This is a genomic window from Eikenella sp. HMSC071B05 (genome assembly GCF_001811325.1).
Taxonomy (GTDB): Bacteria; Pseudomonadota; Gammaproteobacteria; order Burkholderiales; family Neisseriaceae; genus Eikenella; species Eikenella corrodens.
In genome coordinates, this window is record NZ_KV804540.1 from 201,279 (window position 1) to 220,697 (window position 19,419).

General features: G+C 57.5%; 16 protein-coding genes. 7 read left to right on the forward strand and 9 right to left on the reverse strand.

Features of this window, described 5'->3' with window-relative positions; genetic code table 11:
* Nucleotides 1-112: 112 nt before the first annotated feature.
* The 8 genes from HMPREF2796_RS03385 to HMPREF2796_RS03420 all read right to left on the reverse strand — a co-directional run bounded on the left by HMPREF2796_RS03385 (nucleotide 113) and on the right by HMPREF2796_RS03420 (nucleotide 9,620).
* Nucleotides 113-775, reverse strand: a complete 663-nt coding sequence (locus tag HMPREF2796_RS03385; protein ID WP_070630952.1) for an esterase/lipase family protein — start codon at nucleotides 773-775, stop codon at nucleotides 113-115.
* 4 nt (nucleotides 776-779) lie between these two features.
* Nucleotides 780-1,136 carry a SpoIIAA family protein gene (locus HMPREF2796_RS03390; protein WP_023887131.1) on the reverse strand — a complete coding sequence of 119 codons (357 nt, stop codon included), beginning with the start codon at nucleotides 1,134-1,136 and terminating at the stop codon, nucleotides 780-782.
* Between the two features lie 316 nt (nucleotides 1,137-1,452).
* The gene (clpP, locus tag HMPREF2796_RS03395) at nucleotides 1,453-2,073 is read right to left on the reverse strand and encodes an ATP-dependent Clp endopeptidase proteolytic subunit ClpP (protein WP_070630954.1); all 621 of its coding nucleotides are present in this window, start codon (nucleotides 2,071-2,073) and stop codon (nucleotides 1,453-1,455) included.
* A 97-nt stretch (nucleotides 2,074-2,170) separates the two neighbouring features.
* Nucleotides 2,171-3,475 carry a trigger factor gene (gene tig, locus HMPREF2796_RS03400; RefSeq protein ID WP_064103934.1) on the reverse strand — a complete coding sequence of 435 codons (1,305 nt, stop codon included), beginning with the start codon at nucleotides 3,473-3,475 and terminating at the stop codon, nucleotides 2,171-2,173.
* Between the two features lie 411 nt (nucleotides 3,476-3,886).
* On the reverse strand, nucleotides 3,887-5,524 hold the full coding sequence (locus tag HMPREF2796_RS03405; protein WP_070630957.1) for a SulP family inorganic anion transporter: 1,638 nt from the start codon (nucleotides 5,522-5,524) through the stop codon (nucleotides 3,887-3,889).
* Nucleotides 5,525-5,798: 274 nt separating this feature from the next.
* The gene (locus HMPREF2796_RS03410) at nucleotides 5,799-7,052 is read right to left on the reverse strand and encodes a M48 family metallopeptidase (RefSeq protein WP_070630958.1); all 1,254 of its coding nucleotides are present in this window, start codon (nucleotides 7,050-7,052) and stop codon (nucleotides 5,799-5,801) included.
* 543 nt (nucleotides 7,053-7,595) lie between these two features.
* A complete protein-coding gene (locus HMPREF2796_RS03415) occupies nucleotides 7,596-8,711 on the reverse strand; it encodes a phospholipase A (protein ID WP_070630961.1) in 1,116 nt (371 codons plus the stop codon).
* Between the two features lie 108 nt (nucleotides 8,712-8,819).
* Complete coding sequence (locus tag HMPREF2796_RS03420; RefSeq protein ID WP_070630962.1) at nucleotides 8,820-9,620, reverse strand: BUD32 family EKC/KEOPS complex subunit; 801 nt, start codon at nucleotides 9,618-9,620, stop codon at nucleotides 8,820-8,822.
* Nucleotides 9,621-9,726: 106 nt separating this feature from the next.
* Between HMPREF2796_RS03420 and HMPREF2796_RS03425 the strand changes: the two genes are divergently transcribed.
* Together HMPREF2796_RS03425 and HMPREF2796_RS03430 are read left to right on the forward strand one after the other, a co-directional pair.
* The gene (locus tag HMPREF2796_RS03425; RefSeq protein ID WP_070630964.1) at nucleotides 9,727-11,586 is read left to right on the forward strand and encodes an ATP-binding protein; all 1,860 of its coding nucleotides are present in this window, start codon (nucleotides 9,727-9,729) and stop codon (nucleotides 11,584-11,586) included.
* 34 nt (nucleotides 11,587-11,620) lie between these two features.
* Complete coding sequence (locus HMPREF2796_RS03430; protein ID WP_003824341.1) at nucleotides 11,621-12,268, forward strand: response regulator; 648 nt, start codon at nucleotides 11,621-11,623, stop codon at nucleotides 12,266-12,268.
* Between the two features lie 278 nt (nucleotides 12,269-12,546).
* On the opposite strand, the gene HMPREF2796_RS03435 is transcribed toward HMPREF2796_RS03430, so the two are convergent.
* Entirely contained in the window at nucleotides 12,547-13,308 is a 762-nt protein-coding gene (locus tag HMPREF2796_RS03435; RefSeq protein ID WP_070630966.1) for a HesA/MoeB/ThiF family protein, read from the reverse strand.
* Nucleotides 13,309-13,405: 97 nt separating this feature from the next.
* On the opposite strand from HMPREF2796_RS03435, the gene HMPREF2796_RS03440 reads away from it, so the two are divergent.
* The 5 genes from HMPREF2796_RS03440 to carA all read left to right on the forward strand — a co-directional run bounded on the left by HMPREF2796_RS03440 (nucleotide 13,406) and on the right by carA (nucleotide 19,288).
* A complete protein-coding gene (locus HMPREF2796_RS03440; protein ID WP_070630968.1) occupies nucleotides 13,406-13,966 on the forward strand; it encodes a hypothetical protein in 561 nt (186 codons plus the stop codon).
* A 303-nt stretch (nucleotides 13,967-14,269) separates the two neighbouring features.
* Nucleotides 14,270-15,076, forward strand: coding sequence for a threonine/serine exporter family protein (locus tag HMPREF2796_RS03445; RefSeq protein WP_070631039.1), 807 nt, complete (start codon nucleotides 14,270-14,272; stop codon nucleotides 15,074-15,076).
* A gap of 3 nt (nucleotides 15,077-15,079) precedes the next feature.
* Nucleotides 15,080-15,538 carry a threonine/serine exporter family protein gene (locus HMPREF2796_RS03450; RefSeq protein ID WP_070630970.1) on the forward strand — a complete coding sequence of 153 codons (459 nt, stop codon included), beginning with the start codon at nucleotides 15,080-15,082 and terminating at the stop codon, nucleotides 15,536-15,538.
* Nucleotides 15,539-16,167: 629 nt separating this feature from the next.
* Entirely contained in the window at nucleotides 16,168-17,739 is a 1,572-nt protein-coding gene (locus HMPREF2796_RS03460) for a TerC family protein (RefSeq protein ID WP_070630974.1), read from the forward strand.
* A 415-nt stretch (nucleotides 17,740-18,154) separates the two neighbouring features.
* Nucleotides 18,155-19,288 (forward strand): glutamine-hydrolyzing carbamoyl-phosphate synthase small subunit, encoded by a 1,134-nt coding sequence (gene carA, locus HMPREF2796_RS03465; RefSeq protein WP_070630977.1) that lies wholly within the window; start codon nucleotides 18,155-18,157, stop codon nucleotides 19,286-19,288.
* Nucleotides 19,289-19,419 lie beyond the last annotated feature (131 nt).

The window sequence follows — 19,419 nt, forward strand, 5'->3', positions numbered from 1 at the left end:
TGTCCTGATTTAAATTTAATCCACTATAGAAACCCGTTGTTCTGAATAAGAGAACAGCGGGTTTTGGTTTTTCAGGTAGCCTGATTGGGGCTGGAGTCAGGCTAGTGTCGGTTTAAGGTTTGTTGTGTTCTTGCACTTCGTGCTCAAAGCAGCCGTAGCGCAGGAAGTGAGCGGTTTGCCGGGCGACGGTGGGGTCGGTAAGCATGGCGGAATGGTTGACGGGTAGGACGAGATAATCACGGCAGTTGGCGGGGCGGGTTTCGGAGAGGAGGACGGTGCCATCCCCTTCGCCTTGCAAGCCGACGATTTGGCCGACACCTAAGTGGTGGTTGCCGGCGATGCAGCCGAGTTCGAGCTGGGGCGGCCAGGGAGGGAGATTGCCGTCTAGGCCGTTCTGGTAGGCGCCGCCGATAAGTGCAGGGGCGTAGCGGTGCAGCCGGTTGGCGGTTTCGCTGCCGAGATGCGGGGTGGCGAGAGTAACGCTGCGGCCGCGTACCAGTTCGGGGTAGTCGGCGGCGAAACGGCGCAACACGAGGCCGCCGAGGCTGTGGCAGATGAAGTGCAGCGGTTCTTGGTGTTGCTGGTAGTGGCGACGGACGGTTTCGGCGAGGCGGCGGCTGTGTTGGGGCAGGGTTTGGGCGATGCTGTAGTAGCCGAAGCAGCGGCTGTGGATATTATGTCGGCGCAGTTGCCAGGCAAGCGGGAACATCACCCAGACATGCATATGGATGCCGTGTAGCAGGAGGGCGCGCAGCGGGGTTTGGAGCTGGCTCATGGTGTTAGCGGCTGCCGTCGGCAAGCAGCCATTTCTGGGCTTCGGCGGCATCGTTGAAATATTTGGGATGCTGGCGGGTGAGCAGGCTGGAAATATGGGCGGAGAGGCGTATCCAGAGGTCGTTGGTGACGATGGCGATGCGGCCGAAGTCGTTGTCGTGGTTGTTGAGGAAGCGCAGTTGTTCGGCAGCCATGTCGATGGTGTAGTCGCGCAACAGGGATAGGTCGAGGAGGATGTCGGGGCGGTGTACGCGTTGGAGGCACTCGAGGATGGCGGCTTCGAGGGTTTTGAAGTCTTCAAGGGTGAATTCGTTGTAGAGGGCAACGTTGAGGCCGTAGTTTTGCTGGCGGATGGAAATCATGGCAGAACTCCTGTTGAGATGGGTTTCCCGCGAGGGAGGGAGTGATACCGGCACGCTGAGGGTGCTTACTGATTATAGTGAAATTGCCGGTAAACTGCTATGGCATGAGTTTGTATTGCCGCAATGAATGCGCTGTATGCGGGCGGCAAAAAGGCTACCTGAAAATCCACTTGGTTTGTTTTCAGGTAGCCTTTTATAGCAAGCCAACTTAATTTTCGCTACAGTGTTGGTTCGCCTTGCCGTACTTCTGTACTGTCTTCGGCTCACCACCTTGTATCGAAGAGTTAATTTGACTTGCTATAGATTAAGCCGATGGTTATTTGATGTCGCTGCGGCTGGACAACACTTGGTCGATGAGGCCGTAGGCTTGGGCTTCTTCGGCCGACATGAAGTTGTCGCGGTCGGTGTCGCGTTCGAGTTCGTCCAGCGTACGGCCGCAATGTTCGGCCAAGAGCTGGTTGAGTTTGGCTTTCAGTTTGAGCAGCTCTTTGGCGTGGATTTCGATATCGGAAGCCTGGCCGCCCAAGCCGCCGCTGATGAGCGGCTGGTGAATCATCACACGACTGTTGGGCAGGGCGAAGCGTTTGCCTTCGGCACCGGCGGAAAGCAGGAATGCACCCATGCTGGCGGCTTGGCCGAGGCACAGGGTGGATACGTCGGGCTTGATGAAGTTCATGGTGTCGTAGATCGACATGCCGGCAGAAACTGAGCCGCCGGGGCTGTTGATGTAGAGGAAAATATCTTTATCGGGGTTTTCGCTTTCCAAAAACAGCAGCTGTGCCACCACCAGGTTGGCAGTTTGGTCGTTTACCGGACCCACCAGGAAGATAATCCGCTCTTTGAGCAGGCGGGAGTAAATATCGAAGGCGCGCTCGCCCCGGCCGCTCTGTTCGATAACGGTGGGTACCAGATAGTTGTTTTCGATTGTGGGATTCATGGGTTTCCTCGCGTTTATAAGGGATAATTTGGGCAAAAAGCACCTCGGCGGATACGGCCTTGGTGCTTTGTTTGCAACGAGTTTCAGGTAGCCTGAATTACTGCTGGCCCATCACTTCGTCGAAGCTCAGTTTTTTCTCGTTTACCTTGGCCTGACCCAACACATAATCTACAACATTGGCTTCTACGGCCATAGAAATCGGGCCTTCCAGGCGGCTGCGGTCGGCGAAGTACCAATCCATTACTTCTTGCGGATCTTCGTAGCTTTCAGAGAAGGTTTGTACCACGGCTTTAACTTGGTCGTCGGTCGGCTGCAGATTGTGCTTGCCTACCAAGTCGGCCAAAATCAGGCCCAGTGCCACGCGGCGTTCGGCTTGTTCGGTAAACAGGCTGTCGGCCAAATCTACATCTTCCGGCTTCATCCCTTGGTTCACCAGGTTTTGGCGGGCATTTGCAACCATACGGGCAGTTTCTTCGCGCACCAAGGTTTTCGGCAACTCGATGGGGGTAACGTCCAGCAGGGCTTTCATTACGTTGTCTTTGGTTTGCGCTTCCACGCGGCGGGTTACTTCGCGCTCGATGTTTTTCTTTACTTCTTCGCGCATTTTGGCTACGTCGCCGTCTTGGATGCCCAAAGCTTTGGCGAATTGTTCGTCCACTTCCGGCAGCACGGCTTCGGCTACGTTGCGCAGGGTGATAGCGAATACGGCGGTTTTGCCGGCCACTTCTTTGCCGTGGTAGTCGGCAGGGAAGCTTACGCTCACGTCTTTGGTTTCGCCTTCTTTCATGCCTTGGATGCCGGATTCAAATTCGGGCAGCATCTGGCCTTGGCCGAGGATGAAGGGGTAGTTTTGTGCGGAGCCGCCTTCGAAGGGGATGCCGTCGATGGTGCCGGCAAAGTCGATGATTACGCGGTCGCCATCTTTGGCTTCGCGCTCCACGCGGTTGAAGCGGGTACGCTGACGGCGCAGGATGTCGATGGTTTTTTCCACTTCCGCTTCGCCCACTTCGCATACCACTTTTTCGATTTCCTGGTCGGCCAGGCTGCCCACGGTGATTTCGGGGAATACTTCGAAACGGGCGTTTACTTTGAATACTTTTTCGTCGTCTTGCGCTTCAACAGCATCAAAAGCGAGCAGGCCGGCGAGGCGGATGTCTTCGGAATCCACGATTTCGCCGAATTTGTGACGCAGGCTGTCGTTTAAAACTTCATCGCGGATGCCCGCGCCATACATGGATTCAATCATGCGCAGCGGGGCTTTGCCGGGGCGGAAGCCGTCTACACGGGCACGTTTTTGAGTGGCTTGCAGGCGTTTTTGTACGGCTGCTTCGATATCTGCCCAGGGCAGTTCCAGTTGCAGGCTGCGTTCGAGACCTTCCAGTTTTTCAATAGTTACGCTCATTCGTAAGACCTTGTTTTGGTGTTAATCAAGCCGATAGGCGGATGCCTGCTCGGAAAAGTTTGCACTTGGCAGGCGTGTTTTGCCGCGCCAGCCGTAAACGAAAGGCGTAAGTGTATCATAACTTGATGGCGCAGGCAGTATTTGGCTGAGGAATTTATGTGGTAAAACGGGTTTCAGGTAGCCTTTTTAGCGAGGGTGTGAGGCTGGAGGAAAATGGTAGGATGCTAAAGGGAGGCTACCTGAAAACTGGGTTTGAGTTTCAGGTAGCCTTTATTTGAACAGATTTGGTTTGAGGCTTGGCCGCTAACATGATGGAGTTGCTTTGTTTTCAGGTAGCCTCACAGGGTGCGGCAGGCTAGCTGAAAATGTAGCAGTAATTTTTGCTTTTCAGCTAGCTTGTTTGGTATTCCATCAACTTGCCGCTCCAGCCTTACTTTCCGCGCGCAGCATGGCGGCAGCGTCGTCGAATTCGCGGATGAAGTTGCCTTCGCCGAGCAGGGTAACGATGCCGCTGCGCTCCAGGCCGGTGCGTACTTGCTCATTGGCGCCGGTAACGATAACGCGGATACCGCGTTTTTGCAGGCCGCCGATAACGCGCTCCAGCGTGAGGATGCCGGTGATGTCGATATAGGGCACCCAGCGCATCCGCAACACCACGGCGCGCGGCTGGGTGTTGATATCGGCCAGCGTGGTTTCGAATTTTTCCATCGCGCCGAAGAAGAAGGGGCCGTTCACGATAAACATCAGCACGTTATCCGGCAGGGCGGCGGCATCGCGGCTGTGTTCTTCCTTGCGCACTTCCACCGCTTTGGCCATCTGGCCGATAAAGTGCAGGGTGGACAAAATCACGCCGATGTTCACCGCCACCACCAAATCCACCAAAATGGTGAGGAAAAAGGTGATAAAAAACAGAATATAGGCAGCACGCTGGGCGCGGCGCAGGATGTGCAGGCAGCGTTTGGGCTCGCTCATGTTCCAGGCTACCTGAAACAGGATGGCAGCCAGTGCGGCTAAGGGAATATCGGCGGCCAGCGGCGCGGCCAAGAGCAGAATCAGCGCCAATGTGAGGGCGTGGATGATGCCGGCCAGCGGGCTGTTGCCGCCCTGGCGGATGTTGGTGGCGGTGCGGGCGATGGCGCCGGTGGCGGCGAACCCGCCGAAAAACGGCGTGATGATGTTGGCCAGCCCTTGGCCTACCAGTTCCTGATTGGCGCTGTGGTGCGTGCCGGCCATGCCGTCGGCCACTACGGCGGAGAGCAGCGATTCAATCGCGCCGAGCATGGCGATGGTGAAGGCAGGCAGAATCAGTTTGGCAGTTTCGGCTGTTGCAAAATTGGGCAGGGAAAAATGTGGCAGGGCGCGCGGAATGGCGCCGTAGGCCGAGCCGACGGTGGCCACGCCTTCAAAGTGGAACAGGCTTTGCAGCACGGTGGCGCACAGCAGCACCCACATTGGCGAAGGCAGGCGGCGCAGCAGCGGCACTTTGGGCATCAACAACAGCAGCGCAAGCGAAAACAGCCCCAGTGCGGTGGTGGTGGGGTGGAGATGAGGCAGACTTTGCAGCAGCGACCATAATTGTTGGTGGAAATGCTCACCGCCCGCTTTGGGCAGGCCGAAAAATGCCGCCCACTGCCCCACAAAAATCACCACGCCGATGCCGGCAGTAAAACCCATAATCACCGGCATGGAGATAAAGCGGATCATGCCGCCGAAGCGAAATAAGCCCATAAACAACAGCATGATGCCGGCGAGGAGGGTGGCAATTTGCAGGCCGTCGAAGCCGAATTTGGCGGTGATGCCGGAGAGAATGGCGATAAATGCGCCGGTGGGGCCGGCAATCTGTACGCGTGAGCCGCCGGCCACGGCCACAATCACGCTGGCCACGATGGCGGTATAAATTCCCTGCTCGGGTTTCACGCCGGTGGCGATGGCAAAAGCCATGGAAAGCGGCAGCGCTACCACGCCCACAATAATGCCTGCCACAATATTGTTTGCCCAATGGGCACGGCCAAGCAAACCGGCGCGGCGGGCTTCTATCCAAGCAATCATGTTTGATTCCGTGCGCTTCTGTAAAAATATGTGAATTGTACGCTTGTGAGATGGGAATGACAAAGGCTACCTGATTATCAGGTAGCCTTTGTTTGCAGTAATCTGGTTTGAATGGTGCGGGGATGATGCTGAATTATTAAAAATGGACAGGGTGTTTGCATAGGCAGCTGGTTGCCTGGGTTGATAGGCCGATGCGGTAAGGCTACCTGAAACTTTCGCTGAGTGAAGGCAGCGCTTTCAGGTAGCCTTTATTTTGCTATGGCAGCCTAGGCTTTCAGCCAGTCTGCCCGCCTTGCCGCAGGGCGGCGATGCGTTCGCGGGCGTTGGGATGGCTGTCGTACCAGCGGGCATACCAGCGATCGTTCACCAGACTGGCGGCATTGCTGCGGTAGAGTTTGATCAGCGCGGAAATCAGGTCTTCGGCATGGGTGTGTGCGGCGGCGAAGCGGTCGGCTTCGAATTCGTTGCGGCGCGAGGAAAAGCTGCCCAACGGGGCAAAGGGGAAGGAGAGCACGGGCAGCACCAGCATCATTAACAGCAGCGCCATAGCATGGCTGGGGTAGGCCACGCCCAAGCCGTGATACACGGCGGCAAAGTGGATGACTTGCCCGAGCGCAAACAGCACCAAGAGCGCGAGCAGGAAGCGCACGGCGATTTGCTTCACGATGTGGCGGTGTTTGAAATGGCCCAACTCGTGTGCTAACACGGCTTCCACTTCCTGCGGCTGCATGCCTTTGAGCAGAGTGTCGAAAAACACGATGCGTTTGTTTTGGCCGAGGCCGGTGAAATAGGCATTGGCGTGACCGCTGCGTTTGCTGCCGTCCATCACGAAAATGCCGTTGCTGGCAAAGCCGGTGCGCGTGAGCAGATTGGTGATGCGCTGTTGCAAGTCTTCATCGGCCAGCGGTTCGAAGCGGTTGAACAGCGGGGCAATCCATTTGGGAAACGCCCACAGCATCAGCAGCGAGAAACCGAGCCACAACAGCCACACCCACAGCCACCACGCATTTCCGGCCGCGCCCATCAGATAAATCACCGCATACAGAAGCGGAATGCCGATGGCCGCGCCCAGCAGCAGGCCTTTGATTTGGTCGGCAAAGAAAGTGCCCAAAGTCATGTTGTTGAAGCCGAATGCCGCTTCCAGCCGGAAGCTTCGGTAGAGCGCAAAGGGCAGGGACAACAGGCTGCTGGCCAATGAAAAAAGCACCACCAACAGCACGCCTTGGTTTAACGGCGAGTCGGCAAGGCGGTTGGCCGTCTCTGCCAGCAGGTTCAGCCCGCCGCCAAGGGTAAACATAAGCAGCAGCAAGGTTTCATACAGAATATGCCAACGCGAAAACCGCTGTTTGGCCAGCGCGTAGTCGGCGGCTTTCTGGTGTTCTTCCAGCGAAACCACGTCTTTAAAATCGCGCGGCACGCGGCCTCGGTGCAGCAGCACAGCGCGGCTCTGGCGCAAAGAGAGCAGCAGTTGCAGCAGGGTGGAAAAGGCGGTGAAACCGAGAAAGAGGTAAAACACGGTGGCGGACATGGGCTGCTCCGAGTGGAAAATGGGCGGCAGTATAGAGGGATTTTGGGCGCTGGGCTATGGTGCCAGTTGGCAGATATGGAATATGTGGCTGGCTAATGCTTATTTGAAATAATGATTTGTTTGGCTGATTCAGATTTGAATGTGCCAAGTGTCGGGAAGATTTATGCGGTAAACGCGGGCAAAAAAAGCGGCGCATATTGAATATGCGCCAAATCTACAAAGGAGAAATAGAGGAGAAACTTGTTAAGCAGTCATCCATGACCACTCAACGGAACGAATTATAGGGTCGCCTTAGTAGGGAAGGCAAGGCTAATACTATGATTTAACCTGCTTTTTCCTGATTGTAAGCAAGTGTGAATGTAAAATGCTAGCGGCATGAAACTAAAACGAAAATTAAATATACTGATTTGCTCGGAATTCAGATTAGGTACGGATTTGAGAGGGGGTGTCGGTATTTTATGGCGGTTTATGCGCTAAATCATTCATTAAATTTTCAGGTAGCCTGTTTGAATAAAAAGGCTACCTGAAAAACTAGTGTGCAGTTTAGAAACCGTCCCAATCGTTTAGCAGCACGCCCAAGCCGATGCTGTTGTGTTTGTGGTTGTAGTCGAGCAGGCTTTCGCCGTAGCCGTGGAAGGCCTGCACATAGCCTTTGAGCCGGCCGGCGATGGGGAAGGTGTAGTTTAGCTGCAGCCCGCCTTTGCCGCTGGCGGGATTGTAGCGGGCAAGGGCGCCGAGGCTTTGGCGGTCGTTGAAGCGGTAATACATTTGCAAATCGCCGTAACCCATGTAGCGGTTGATGTCGGAGTTGTCGTCGTCGCTGCTTTTTTCGGGGATGCGCCACCACAGGCGCGGCACCACGGTGAGTTTGCCCCATTCCATGCCGGCCATGGCATAGATGCGGTTCCAGGAGCGGGAGAGTGGGTCGCTTTGGCCGTTGGATTGGTGTGCGGCGCCGATGCCGAGCATCCGCAGGCTGCCGCCGCCGGGCAGGTCGGCTTTCACCGGCTGGGTGAGGAAGATTTCGGGCTCGTAGTCGGTGTTGCGGAAGGGGGAGGACATGGAGCCTTTATATACCTGCCAGTGGGAAATTTGGGTGTAGCCGAACCAGAGGTCGGCATTGGTGCCGAACAGGTCTTGCAGCAGCTTAGTTTTGAAGGAAACCTGCATTTTGGTTTCTACATGGTTTTGGCGCTGCTGCTCGGGGATGGCGGAAGTGTGCTCGGGGGAGGAGGGGGTGCGGTTGGGCGAGCTGTTGTACCAGCCGGGCAGGAGGTAGATCGGGCGGTGGGCGCGCACGCTGAGGATGCCGGATTCGTGGTTGACGTCTAAATCGTAGGCGAGGCTGAGCGGGCTGAAGGCTTGCGGCTGGGTGGGGGCGGCAGGGGCTTCGGTGAGCACCACTTTGGGCGTGCTTTCGGCCTGGCTTTGCTCGATGCTTTGCTGGATATCGATGGCGGCCTTGCTGTTGGCGGGAGTGGACAATGGCTGGGCGGGGGGCAGTTGTGCCCCCATGCTGCGGTCGTAGCAGGCGAGTCGGGCGGCGGGGTCGCTGATTTGGGTGCAGGCCAGGGCGCCGGCTGGGGCTTGGGTTTGGGCGGCGCTGTAGGCGGAAACCAACAGGGCGGCAGCGATGAGGGGAAGGCGGGATGTTTGCATGATGGTTGGGGGTGTGAAACGTAAGCTTTGGAGTAAGGCTACCTGAAAAATAGTGCGGCTTTCAGGTAGCCTTCTTGTTGCCGATTAAAGGCTACCTGCAAACCTGCGTCAGATTTCGCCCATGCGATAAAACAAATCGGCCAGGGCGGCCAGGCGCAGGGTATCGCAGCCCCAGCGTTCGGATTGAATGCGGCGCATCCACAAAATGGGGCGCACGCTGCGGCGCAAGGTACGGATTATAGCGGGATTTTGCCTTTGCAGGCAGGCTTTGCAATGTTCGGCTGCCTGGTTGAGCAGCCTGCCGCGCAGGAGGATGTCGGCGGTGGATTGCAGGTAGCACAGCCAGTCGCGGCCTTGGCACTGCTGTAGGCTGAGCACGGTGGCGGGGTTGTCTTCGAAGTCGATAAAGCCGATGCCGCCGGTTTCGGTCAGCACCATATTGCGGGCGAAGGCTTGGCTGAGGAATTGGTTTTGCCGGTGTACGGCTTCGATGGCATGCAGGCCTTGCAGCCAGCCTTCAAGGCTGCTGGCTTCGGTTTGCTTTTCGATGGCGATGAGCAGGGTTTGCTCGCCCACATGGCTCATCAATAGGGCATTGTCCTGCACGGCCAATAACTTGGGCGCGGTAATACCGGCTTCGGCCAGCTCGCGCAGGCGGCCGGCCTCAATGGCGATGCCGGCTTCGCCACCGGGGTTGGGCACCGGGGTGAGCACGCCCAAGCGGCACACTTTGGCCAGGCCGTTGAGCAGGCTGTAACGCCAGGCGGCTTGGCGCGGGGCGGCTTTGCGCAGCCACACGGTTTCGCCATTGTTTAAACGGTGGCGGGCAATGGTTTCGGTTTGGGCGGCCGCGAGGGCGGCCAGCTGGGCAGCGTAGTTCATGGCGGTGCGGAGAAAGGAAAGCGGCATTATATAGCGAAATATAGCGAAACGGTTTTGGCGCGCTGTTTTCAGGTAGCCTCTTTCGGAAAGCGACTATAATACCGCTCAATATTGATTCATCCGATTGCCCGCCATGCCCAAACACATCGTTTCCAGCGAAACGCCGCTGTTTTCAGGTAGCCTGCCGCCGCAGAATGCGCTGCGGCGCAGCCTGTCGGCACGGCTGCTCACGGCGATTTTGCTGTGGGCGGTCGGCTTGCTGCTGTTTGTGTCGATGACGGTGGTGGCTACCTGGCGGCTGGAAGAACGGGCGGGCGCCATCCGCCAGGCCGGACGGCTGAACGACCAAGTCCACCGCCTCACCCTAGCTGCTGTTCAGCATCCCGGCGTGCGGTTGTCCACACGGCAGGTGGAAGATACGCTCAACGGGCTAGCCAGCCGCCAGCATGCCGTGTGCTGCAGCTGGTGGGATGAGCCGGCCTCACGCCAGCTCGAACAGGTGCGCCGCGACACCGAAGCCTTCTTGCAAACCGCCGCGAAACCGGACACCGCCGCCCTATTGGAGCAGGCCGAACGCCTGCACAACGGCATCGACAGCTATGCCCGGCTGCTGGAGGAGCAAAACACCCGCAGCATCGGCTGGCTGCGCGGCGGGCGCATCGGGCTGATGCTGCTGATCCTGCTTTCCGCCGCCGTCAGCTTCCGCCTGTTGCGGCAAGTGGTGTTGCTCCCGCTCGGCACGCTGTCCCAAGCCATGAACCAAATCACCCACGGCCGCTTGGGCACGCGCATCGCCAACCCGAACTCCGGCGACGAATTCGAAGCCGTGGCCGACGGCTTCAACCGCATGGCCGACAATCTGCAGGAAATGTATGCCCACCTAGAAGACAAAGTCGCTGAGAAAACCGCTGCCCTCTCGCGCCAGAAAAGTGAGTGGGAAATGCTGTATTACGTTACTTCCTACCTGCACAAGCAAAGCTTCAGCAGCGAAGTGGAGCAAGCCTTTTTGGAGCGGATGCTGCGCCTTTCCCACAGCGAGGGCGGCGGCATTTTCTGGCAGGCGGAAAAAGGCTTTGCCGCCGCCTGCGCCCTCGGCCTGCCGGAGGATTTGGCCGAACGCCTGCCGCACACCCACACTGCCGAGCAGGAAGGAGAAGCCGGCAATATGGTGTGGATGCAGGGCGAAGAGGGCGCTTTGGTGGCGCTGGTGCCCATTTATGCCCTGGGCGGTTTCCAAGGCTGGTTGGCTCTGTCTAAGCCGACCGTGCCGCTGCTTTCCGCGCAAAACACCGGCCTGATGCGTTTATTGTGCACCCAGCTGGGTATTGCCCGCGAAAACGACGCCATGACCCTGCTCAAACAGCAAAATGCCGTGCTGGAAGAGCGCAGCCGCATTGCCCGCAGCCTGCACGACAGCTTGGCGCAGTCGCTGTCGTTCATCAATATGCGCTTTCAGATGCTCAGCAAAAACAAACTGCTGCCGGATGACAAATCTGTGCGCGACAATATCGAGATGATTCGCGACGGCATCCAATATTGCTACGAAGACGTGCGCGAACTGCTCGACCATTTCCGCGCCAAACCGCAATATGGCAACTTCGCCGAAACCGTGCGCAGTGTAATCGAGCGCAGCCGCAAGCAAGCTGGCATTCCCGTGGTGCTGCACATTAGCGGCGGCGACTGCCTACTCAACAGCGAGCAGCAAACACAGGCGCTGTTTATTTTGCAGGAAGCCTTGTCCAACATCCGCAAACACGCCGCCGCGCAGCAGGCTGAAGTGCTGCTGGAAAACGGTGACGGCTTCACCATGACTGTGCGCGACGACGGGCAGGGCTTCGACCCGGAAAACCACGCCGAAGCCGAGCCCGGCCAGCATATCGGCCTGAGCGTGATGCACGAGCGCGCGGAAAAAATCGGCGCGGAAATCAGCATCCGCTCCCAGCCCGGCAGCGGCACCGAAGTGCGCCTGCATATTCCTGGCGATTTCAGCTAACCATCCACTATACCCACCATTTTCAGGTAGCCCCATGACCGAATCCAACATCCGCATCCTCCTAGTAGACGACCACCCTCTGTTCAGGCGCGGGCTCAGTTTTCTGCTGGCGCAGGAATACGGTTTTGAAATTGTTGCCGAAGCCACCGACGGCCTCGAAGGCGTGAAGCTTGCCCGTTTCCACCGACCCGATTTGGTGCTGCTCGACGTGGAAATGCCCGTAATGAACGGCCCCGAAGCCCTGGCTCAAATGCTTGATTTCCAGCCCGGGCTGCCGGTGTTGATGCTCACCATTTCCGAAGATGCCGACAACCTGAAAAAGTGCCTCGAGCTGGGCGCACGCGGCTATATTTTGAAAAACGCCGACACTGATTTCCTGGTGGAAGCCATCCGTCAGGCCGTGGCCGGGCAGCAAACCGTGTCGCCCGAAATGAACAACGCCGGCCAGAGCATTCCGCCCGAACATTCTGCCATTCTCGATTCCCTCACCCAGCGCGAGCGCGATGTGTTGCGCTACGTGGCCGGCGGCATTAGCAACAAAATGATTGCCCGGCGGATGTTTTTATCTGAAAACACAGTGAAGGCGCATATGCAGAATATCTTCCGCAAACTCAACATCGACAACCGCGTGCGTGCCGCCGTGTATGCCCGCGAATTGGGCTTGGATAAGGAAGAGGAGTGATGCGATTGGCGGTTTCAGCTAGCCTTTGGATGAGGTTACCTGAAAACTGAAAGACGGAAGGCTGGCGGCGATTGCTGTTGTCAGTGACTGGCTGGAGTGGGATTCCGGCATTCGGCCTATAGTGAGCTATAAATGGTCTGTCATTGGAAAAGGCTACCTGAAAAATGTTTCAGGTAGCCTTTTGGGTGTTTGGTTTGTGCTGGGTTGAAAGCTGTAATGCAACGTTTCCTGCTGCTGGTATGGGGGTGATGCCTGCGGCTAATCCGCTACGGATGCTTTCAGGTAGCCTCTTCAGCCTTTTTATGCCCGCCGCACACTTTGCAGGCAGGGTTTTTCGGAATAGCGAAGTGCTGCCATTGGCCGCTGAGCGCGTTGTAGCAGCGCAAAACGCCGTTTTCGGCAGGCAGGCCGAGCAGGATTTTCAGCGCTTCGGCGGCTTGGGTAGTGCCGATGATGCCCACCAGCGGGGCGAATACGCCGAACAGGGCGCAGGCGCCGTCGTTGTCTTGCTCGCGGTCGAACAGGCAGGCATAGCAGGGCTGGCCGGGCAGGTCGGGGCGGTAGGTGGCGATTTGGCCGTCGAAGCGGGTGGCGGCGCCGGAAACCAGCGGGGTGCGGGTGGCGCAGGCGGCGGCGTTGAGGGCTTGGCGGGAGGAGAAGTTGTCGCTGCAATCGAGCACGGCCTGGCATTGGGGCAGCAGGCGCAGCAGGGCGGCTTCATCCAGTTTGCCGTGGGTTTCGATTTGGCAGGCGGGGTTGAGCTGTTTCAGGTAGCCTGCCATGGCTTCGGTTTTGAGGCGGCCGATGTCGGCTTCGCGGTAGGCGGTTTGGCGCTGGAGGTTGGTTTCGTCAACGCAGTCGTGGTCGGCAATAATCAGCCGCCCAACGCCGGCAGCGGCCAGATAGGGCAGGGCGGCACTGCCCAGCCCGCCGCAGCCGAGCACCAACACGCAGGCATCCAGCAGTTTTTGCTGGCCTTCAGTGCCGATTTCGTCGAGCAGGATGTGGCGGCTGTAGCGCAGCAGTTGGTGGTCGTTCATGGCGGTGTGGGTGCAGGGTGGTCGGGGAGGGGATTATATCGTGGAAATTGGTGCTTGCTGATAGAATGACCGTACTTATCGCCAGGAGGAGGTTTAAATGAAAGCAGCCAAATATTTATTGCCTTTTGCCGCCGCAGCTTTGCTGGGCGCGTGTTCGACTGTGGGCGGTATGCCGCGTGGGCAGCAGACGGCAGATTACAAAATAGAAGCGGCGGGCGGGGTGCAGGCCGAAGTGGGCAGGAGCGCCGCCAATTCAAGTTACCGCTATGGTTTCGGCATCCGCCTGAAGAATGCGCCTCGCGTGGCTTCGGTGAAAATCGAGCGTACCCGCGGCGGCGAGCTGGGTGTGGTGTTTGACGATAGCCGCCATCCCACTACCGCTACCAAAGCCTGGCAGCGGCATGCCGACGGCACACGCTCCTACCTCTACAACAACGGCGACGGCACGTTCGATTGGATCGGCCAAACCGCCGCCCGCAAGTTGACTCCGCAACAGGCGCCGTGGCTCTACCAAGCCGGCACCACGCACCAACAATACCGCATCACCATCCGCGATTTGCAGGGCAAGGAGACGGTGTTGGTGCAGGATACGGCCATCCCGCCCGAGCAGAAGCAGGCTATCCTGCAGCTATGGAGATCACGTGGCGGCAGTAGATAGCAAGCAGGCTGAATCCGACACGATGAAAGGCTACCTGAAAATACGGCACAGCAGAATTTCTGTGAAGTGAAGAATTTCAGGTAGCCTTTTTGCTGGCTATATCGCATGCTTAATCGAGGTGGTTTTTAGTAAGATAAGCCGAGGCAGCAGGAAGTGCAGCCTTCGGCGATAAGTGGCTGCTAGATGTGGCTTGCGGTATAATTTGCTTCCTTATCCATCCAAGCAAATGGCTTGCTGCCCGCAGCATTTCCAGCCGTTTTCCGCAAGCCGTCTCCTTCCGTTTTTGCCAACCGGTTTATTCAGATGACGACTCCCGCACCCATCTCCCCGCCCTCCGTTTCCGATGATTACGCACAGCAGCAGGAAATCACGCGCCTGTGCATCCATGCTGCGCTGTTACTGCTGCAATACGGCGCGGAAAGCACGCTGATCGACCAAATTGCGGTGCGGCTGGGCCGTGCGCTGGGCATGGACAGCGTGGAGTGCGCACTCACGCCGAATGCGATTGTGATCACCACGCGCCGCGGCAATCAGTGCATCACCACCACGCGCAAGAATTTCGACAAAGGCATCAATATGTCGGTGATCACGGCGGTGCAGCATATCGTGCTGGATGCGGAAGACGGACTGTATAGCGTGCAGGAAGTGCGTGATCGGCTGGATGCGGTGAAGCCGGAAAAATATAACCGCTATTTTGTGGTGTTTATGGTGGGGCTCTCTTGCGCGAGCTTTGCCCACCTTTCGGGCGGCGACCTGCTGATTTGCTTCATCACGTTTATTGCTTCGGCCTGCGGCATGTGGGTGCGCCAGGCGCTGTCGGCACGGCACTACAATCCGGCGGTGGTGTTTGCGGTAACCGCTTTTGTGGCTTCGATGGTGTCGGGCATGGCGCTGAAATTCGGCTGGGGCGCACACCCGGAAATCGCTACGGCGGCCAGCGTGTTGCTGCTGGTGCCGGGGGTGCCGCTGATTAATTCGCTGGCCGATATGCTCAAAGGCCATGTGAATATGGGCATGAGCCGCTGGGCAGTGGCCACGCTGCTCACCTTCAGCACCTGTTTGGGCATTGTGTTGGCCTTGAGCCTGTTGAATGTTTCCGCTTGGGATTAAGCCATGCTGCTGAATTTGCTAGACGATATGTTTTTCGCCGCCATCCCCGCCGTGGGCTTTGCGATTTTGTTTAATGTGCCGCGCAATGCGTTGAAATACTGCGCTTATTTGGGCGCACTGGGGCACGGGTCGCGCACGCTCATGATGCAGTTCGGCTTGTCGCAGGGATTGGCCACGCTGTGTGCGGCTTCGCTGGTGGGCTTTATCGGCGTGTATTTGTCGCAACGCTACCGGGCACATCCGAAAGTGTTTACCGTGGCCGCCATCATTCCGATGATTCCGGGCGTGTATGTGTATAAGGCGATGATTGCGCTGGTGCAGATGAACCACAAGGGCTTCTCCGAGCAGCTTTTGGGGCAGGCGGTGGATTATTTTGTGAAATCCGGCTTCGTTATCGGCGCACTGGCCTTCGGGCTGGCACTGCCGGGGCTGCTGTTTTACCGCCGGCGGCCGGTGGTGTAGCGACTACTCTTCTAGCAGTCTTCACAACAGCATCTTCACCACAAACTCACCATCTTGCTGCCCCTCTGCTGGCGCAGCCGAACGGAGCGCGGTTTTTCGGGAAATAAGGGCTTGCATGTTCGAAGCGGCACAGCCGCAAGTTGCGAGCCCGCCCGAAAAATTGCGTGGAGTGAGGGAAGTTTGCGCAGCAAACCCGCGCCCGCAGTCGCCTTTCTTTGCTTCCTTTCTTTGGCGAAGCAAAGAAAGGAAGTGCCCGCGCCGGCATAAGGCGCAATGGGGAGCAGGGTAGGCGTGAGGAAGGCTACCTGAAATTTGGCAAGCCGCCTGAACCCCAACCTTTCCGAATGTTATGTGGCCTAAGTCTCGCCAAAAGCCTTATTAAAAATACACTTCGGCTATAGCCGAAGCCATAATTCTTCAGCAAGCCGCCGCAATCTGCTAAACTTACCGCCTCATTATTCTTTCCACGCCAATATGCACACTGATTCCCCCGCATCTCCAGAGCCCGAGCCTGCCTCGGCGGATAAGTGTGTGCACGGCATGTATTTAAAGGCTACCTGAAAGCTGCCTACGGCGTTTTCAGGTAGCCTTTGTTTGTTGTTATTATTTGTAATCAAGGATTCACATTCATGGATTTCTCTTGGCTGGCCGACCCGGTAACCTGGCTGGGCTTCGCTACGCTGATTATTCTCGAAGTCGTACTCGGCATCGACAACCTGGTGTTCGTGGCCATTCTGGCCGGCAAAGTGCGCCCCGCCCAGCGCGACCGCGCCCGCATCACCGGCCTGACTTTGGCCGTGCTCATCCGGCTGCTCATGCTCGCCTTTATGGGCCGCATCATGCAGCTCACCACTCCGCTGTTTGCCCTGGGGCGGCTGGACGTGGCCGGCAAAGACATCATCATGTTTGTGGGCGGCTTATTCCTGCTGTATAAGGCCACCACCGAGCTGCACGAGCGTCTGGAAGGTGCCAACCACTACGCCGTTTCCGACACCGACCATCGCAAACAACATGCGCCGTTTTGGGGCGTGGTGTTGCAGATTCTCGTGCTCGATGCCGTGTTTTCCATCGATGCTGTGGTGACCGCCGTGGCCGTGGTGCAGCATATCCAAATCGCCATGGCCGCCGTGATTGTGGCGATGGCCATGATGATTTGGGCGAGCAAACCGCTCACCGAATTTGTCAATCGCCATCCCACCGTGGTGATGCTCTGCCTCGGCTTCCTCCTGATGATCGGCTTCAGCCTGATTGCCGAAGCCTTCCACGTGGTTATCCCCAAAGGCTACCTGTATGCCGCCATCGGCTTCTCCGTGCTGATTGAGGTGTTCAACCAAATCTCCCAGCGTAACACCGACAAAAACGCCTACGGCAGCCGCTCTTGGCGCCGCCGTACCGCCGAAAACGTACTCGGCATGATGGGCATCCGCGAAACCATGCTGGCTAAAGCCGGCGAAGAAAACCACGATGCCGGCCACTTTGAAGAAAACGAAAAATCCATGATTCGCAGCGTGCTCACCCTGGCCGAGCGCCCCCTGCCAGGCATCATGGTGCCCCGCCGCGACATCGAACGCCTCGATATTTCCCAAAGCCGCGAGCAGCAATATGCCCAGCTGCAAAACTCCCCGTATTCCCGCCTCCTCGTGGTGGGCAAGGCCGGTGCCGACGAACCTTTGGGCTACATCAACAAAAAAGACTTGCTCAACCAGCTGCTCAGCGGCGAAGAGCCCGATATCCAGGCCGCCTTGTGCCAGCCGCTCATCCTGCCCGACAGCACCAACACCCTTTCCGCCATCGAACAATTCCGCCACAGTGGTGCCGACTACGCCCTCGTGGTGGATGAATTCGGCGCCGTGCAGGGCATGGTTACCACCAAAGACTTGCTTTCCGCCATTGCCGGCGAATTTCCCGAAGCCTACGAGCGTAAAGAGCCGAATGACCAATCCGGCGAAAACAACACTGACAGCAGCGATAGCCTGCTGGTGGACGGCAGTCACGAATACGCCGAGCTTGCCCCGCAGCTTGGCCTGCCCCCGCCCGAAGAAGATGCCGACTACCACACTGTGGCCGGCCTGATGATGGAAGAGCTGAAAACTCTGCCCGAAGTCGGCGACACCCTCGACTACCACGGCTGGCGTTTCACCGTGGCCGCCAAAGCCGGCCAACGCATCGAACAAATCCGCATCAGCCGCCTGCCGGAATAAGTGCAGGGTTTCAGGTAGCCTTTGCAGCAATACAAAAAGGCTACCTGAAAAATATGGCGGCCTATTTTGGCTTTGCAGCAACCAGTTTTCCGGCAAAGGCATCGTTTGAATTTAGTTTAGGTTATGTTTTCAGGTAGCCTCAAAGTGATGGGCTGGCGTGGATGCGCCAGCCTTTTGTTTTGACTGCCTTCCTCAATTTTCAGGTAGCCTTCGGTAGGGTAGCGGCTGGATATAAGCCGCCTGCGCTAACGTTCAGGCTACCTGAAACCGCCCGGTTCAAACTTGCCCCGCCCTCCCGTTGTCCATTAAAATAGCGTGCTTCCGGCAGGCAGCACTGCCCGCGCCGAAGCACGTTTTGCATCGCTTTCAAAGCCGCGAAACGTGTTTTTTTATCCCCCGCATCCGGACACCAATCATGACCACTCCCGCCCTTCTCGTTCTCGCTGACGGCAGCGTATTTCACGGCACATCAATCGGTTACGAAGGCTCGACTTCCGGCGAAGTCGTGTTCAATACTTCCATGACCGGCTATCAGGAAATCCTGACCGACCCGTCCTACTGCAAACAAATCGTTACCCTTACCTACCCGCACATCGGCAACACCGGCACCAACGCCGAAGATGAAGAAAGCCGCAGCGTTTATGCCTCAGGCTTGATTATCCGCGACCTGCCGCTGCTGCACAGCAACTTCCGCGCCTCAGAAAGCCTGCACGACTATCTGGTGCGCAACAAAACCGTCGCCATCGCCGACATCGACACCCGCCGCCTGACCACGCTGCTGCGCGAAAAAGGCGCACAAGGCGGCGCGATTCTGACCGGCGCGGACGCTACGGTTGAAAAAGCGCAAGAACTCATCGCCGCGTTCGGTAGCATGGTCGGCAAAGATTTGGCGAAAGAAGTTTCCTGCCAAGAAGCCTACGAATGGACCGAAGGCGAATGGGCTTTGGGCAAAGGTTTCGTTACCCCTGCCGAACAGCCGTTCCACGTCGTCGCCTACGATTTCGGCGTGAAAACCAACATCCTGCGTATGCTCGCCGCACGCGGCTGCCGCCTGACCGTCGTCCCCGCCCAAACCAGCGCGGAAGACGTGTTGGCACTCAACCCCGACGGCGTGTTCCTCTCCAACGGCCCCGGCGACCCCGAGCCTTGCACCTACGCCATCGAAGCCGTGCAAAAACTGATGGCAAGCGGCAAACCCATCTTCGGCATCTGCTTGGGACACCAGCTCATCAGCCTCGCCATCGGTGCAAAAACCTTAAAAATGCACTTCAGCCATCACGGCGCGAACCACCCTGTGCAAGACTTGGACAGCGGCAAAGTCGTCATCACCAGCCAAAACCACGGTTTCGCCGTCGATGCCGACACCCTACCCGCCAACGCAAGGATTACCCACAAATCCTTGTTCGACAACACTTTGCAAGGCATCGAACTGACCGACAAACCCGTGTTCTGCTTCCAAGGCCACCCCGAAGCCAGCCCCGGCCCGCAAGATGTCGGCTATCTGTTTGACAAATTTATTGACAATATGAAAGCGGCGAATCAGGCTTAATCGCTTCCTTCTGTTTCAGGTAGCCTTTGACACATAGCGAGGGCTGCCTGAAATTTTAAAGGCTACTTGAAACCATTTTCCGGTTTTCAGGTAGCCTTTTTATATAGTGAATTAAATTTAAACCAGTACAG

Excerpts from the sequence above, each read along its gene's own strand:
- HMPREF2796_RS03450 (WP_070630970.1), top strand. The coding sequence starts at position 15,080 with ATGCTGCTGAATTTGCTAGACGATATGTTTTTCGCCGCCATCCCCGCC.
- HMPREF2796_RS03430 (WP_003824341.1), top strand. The coding sequence starts at position 11,621 with ATGACCGAATCCAACATCCGCATCCTCCTAGTAGACGACCACCCTCTG.
- HMPREF2796_RS03385 (WP_070630952.1), bottom strand. The coding sequence starts at position 775 with ATGAGCCAGCTCCAAACCCCGCTGCGCGCCCTCCTGCTACACGGCATC.
- clpP (WP_070630954.1), bottom strand. The coding sequence starts at position 2,073 with ATGAATCCCACAATCGAAAACAACTATCTGGTACCCACCGTTATCGAA.
- HMPREF2796_RS03420 (WP_070630962.1), bottom strand. The coding sequence starts at position 9,620 with ATGCCGCTTTCCTTTCTCCGCACCGCCATGAACTACGCTGCCCAGCTG.
- tig (WP_064103934.1), bottom strand. The coding sequence starts at position 3,475 with ATGAGCGTAACTATTGAAAAACTGGAAGGTCTCGAACGCAGCCTGCAA.
- HMPREF2796_RS03425 (WP_070630964.1), top strand. The coding sequence starts at position 9,727 with ATGCCCAAACACATCGTTTCCAGCGAAACGCCGCTGTTTTCAGGTAGC.
- HMPREF2796_RS03440 (WP_070630968.1), top strand. The coding sequence starts at position 13,406 with ATGAAAGCAGCCAAATATTTATTGCCTTTTGCCGCCGCAGCTTTGCTG.
- HMPREF2796_RS03390 (WP_023887131.1), bottom strand. The coding sequence starts at position 1,136 with ATGATTTCCATCCGCCAGCAAAACTACGGCCTCAACGTTGCCCTCTAC.
- HMPREF2796_RS03435 (WP_070630966.1), bottom strand. The coding sequence starts at position 13,308 with ATGAACGACCACCAACTGCTGCGCTACAGCCGCCACATCCTGCTCGAC.
- HMPREF2796_RS03445 (WP_070631039.1), top strand. The coding sequence starts at position 14,270 with ATGACGACTCCCGCACCCATCTCCCCGCCCTCCGTTTCCGATGATTAC.
- HMPREF2796_RS03405 (WP_070630957.1), bottom strand. The coding sequence starts at position 5,524 with ATGATTGCTTGGATAGAAGCCCGCCGCGCCGGTTTGCTTGGCCGTGCC.
- HMPREF2796_RS03410 (WP_070630958.1), bottom strand. The coding sequence starts at position 7,052 with ATGTCCGCCACCGTGTTTTACCTCTTTCTCGGTTTCACCGCCTTTTCC.
- carA (WP_070630977.1), top strand. The coding sequence starts at position 18,155 with ATGACCACTCCCGCCCTTCTCGTTCTCGCTGACGGCAGCGTATTTCAC.
- HMPREF2796_RS03460 (WP_070630974.1), top strand. The coding sequence starts at position 16,168 with ATGGATTTCTCTTGGCTGGCCGACCCGGTAACCTGGCTGGGCTTCGCT.
- HMPREF2796_RS03415 (WP_070630961.1), bottom strand. The coding sequence starts at position 8,711 with ATGCAAACATCCCGCCTTCCCCTCATCGCTGCCGCCCTGTTGGTTTCC.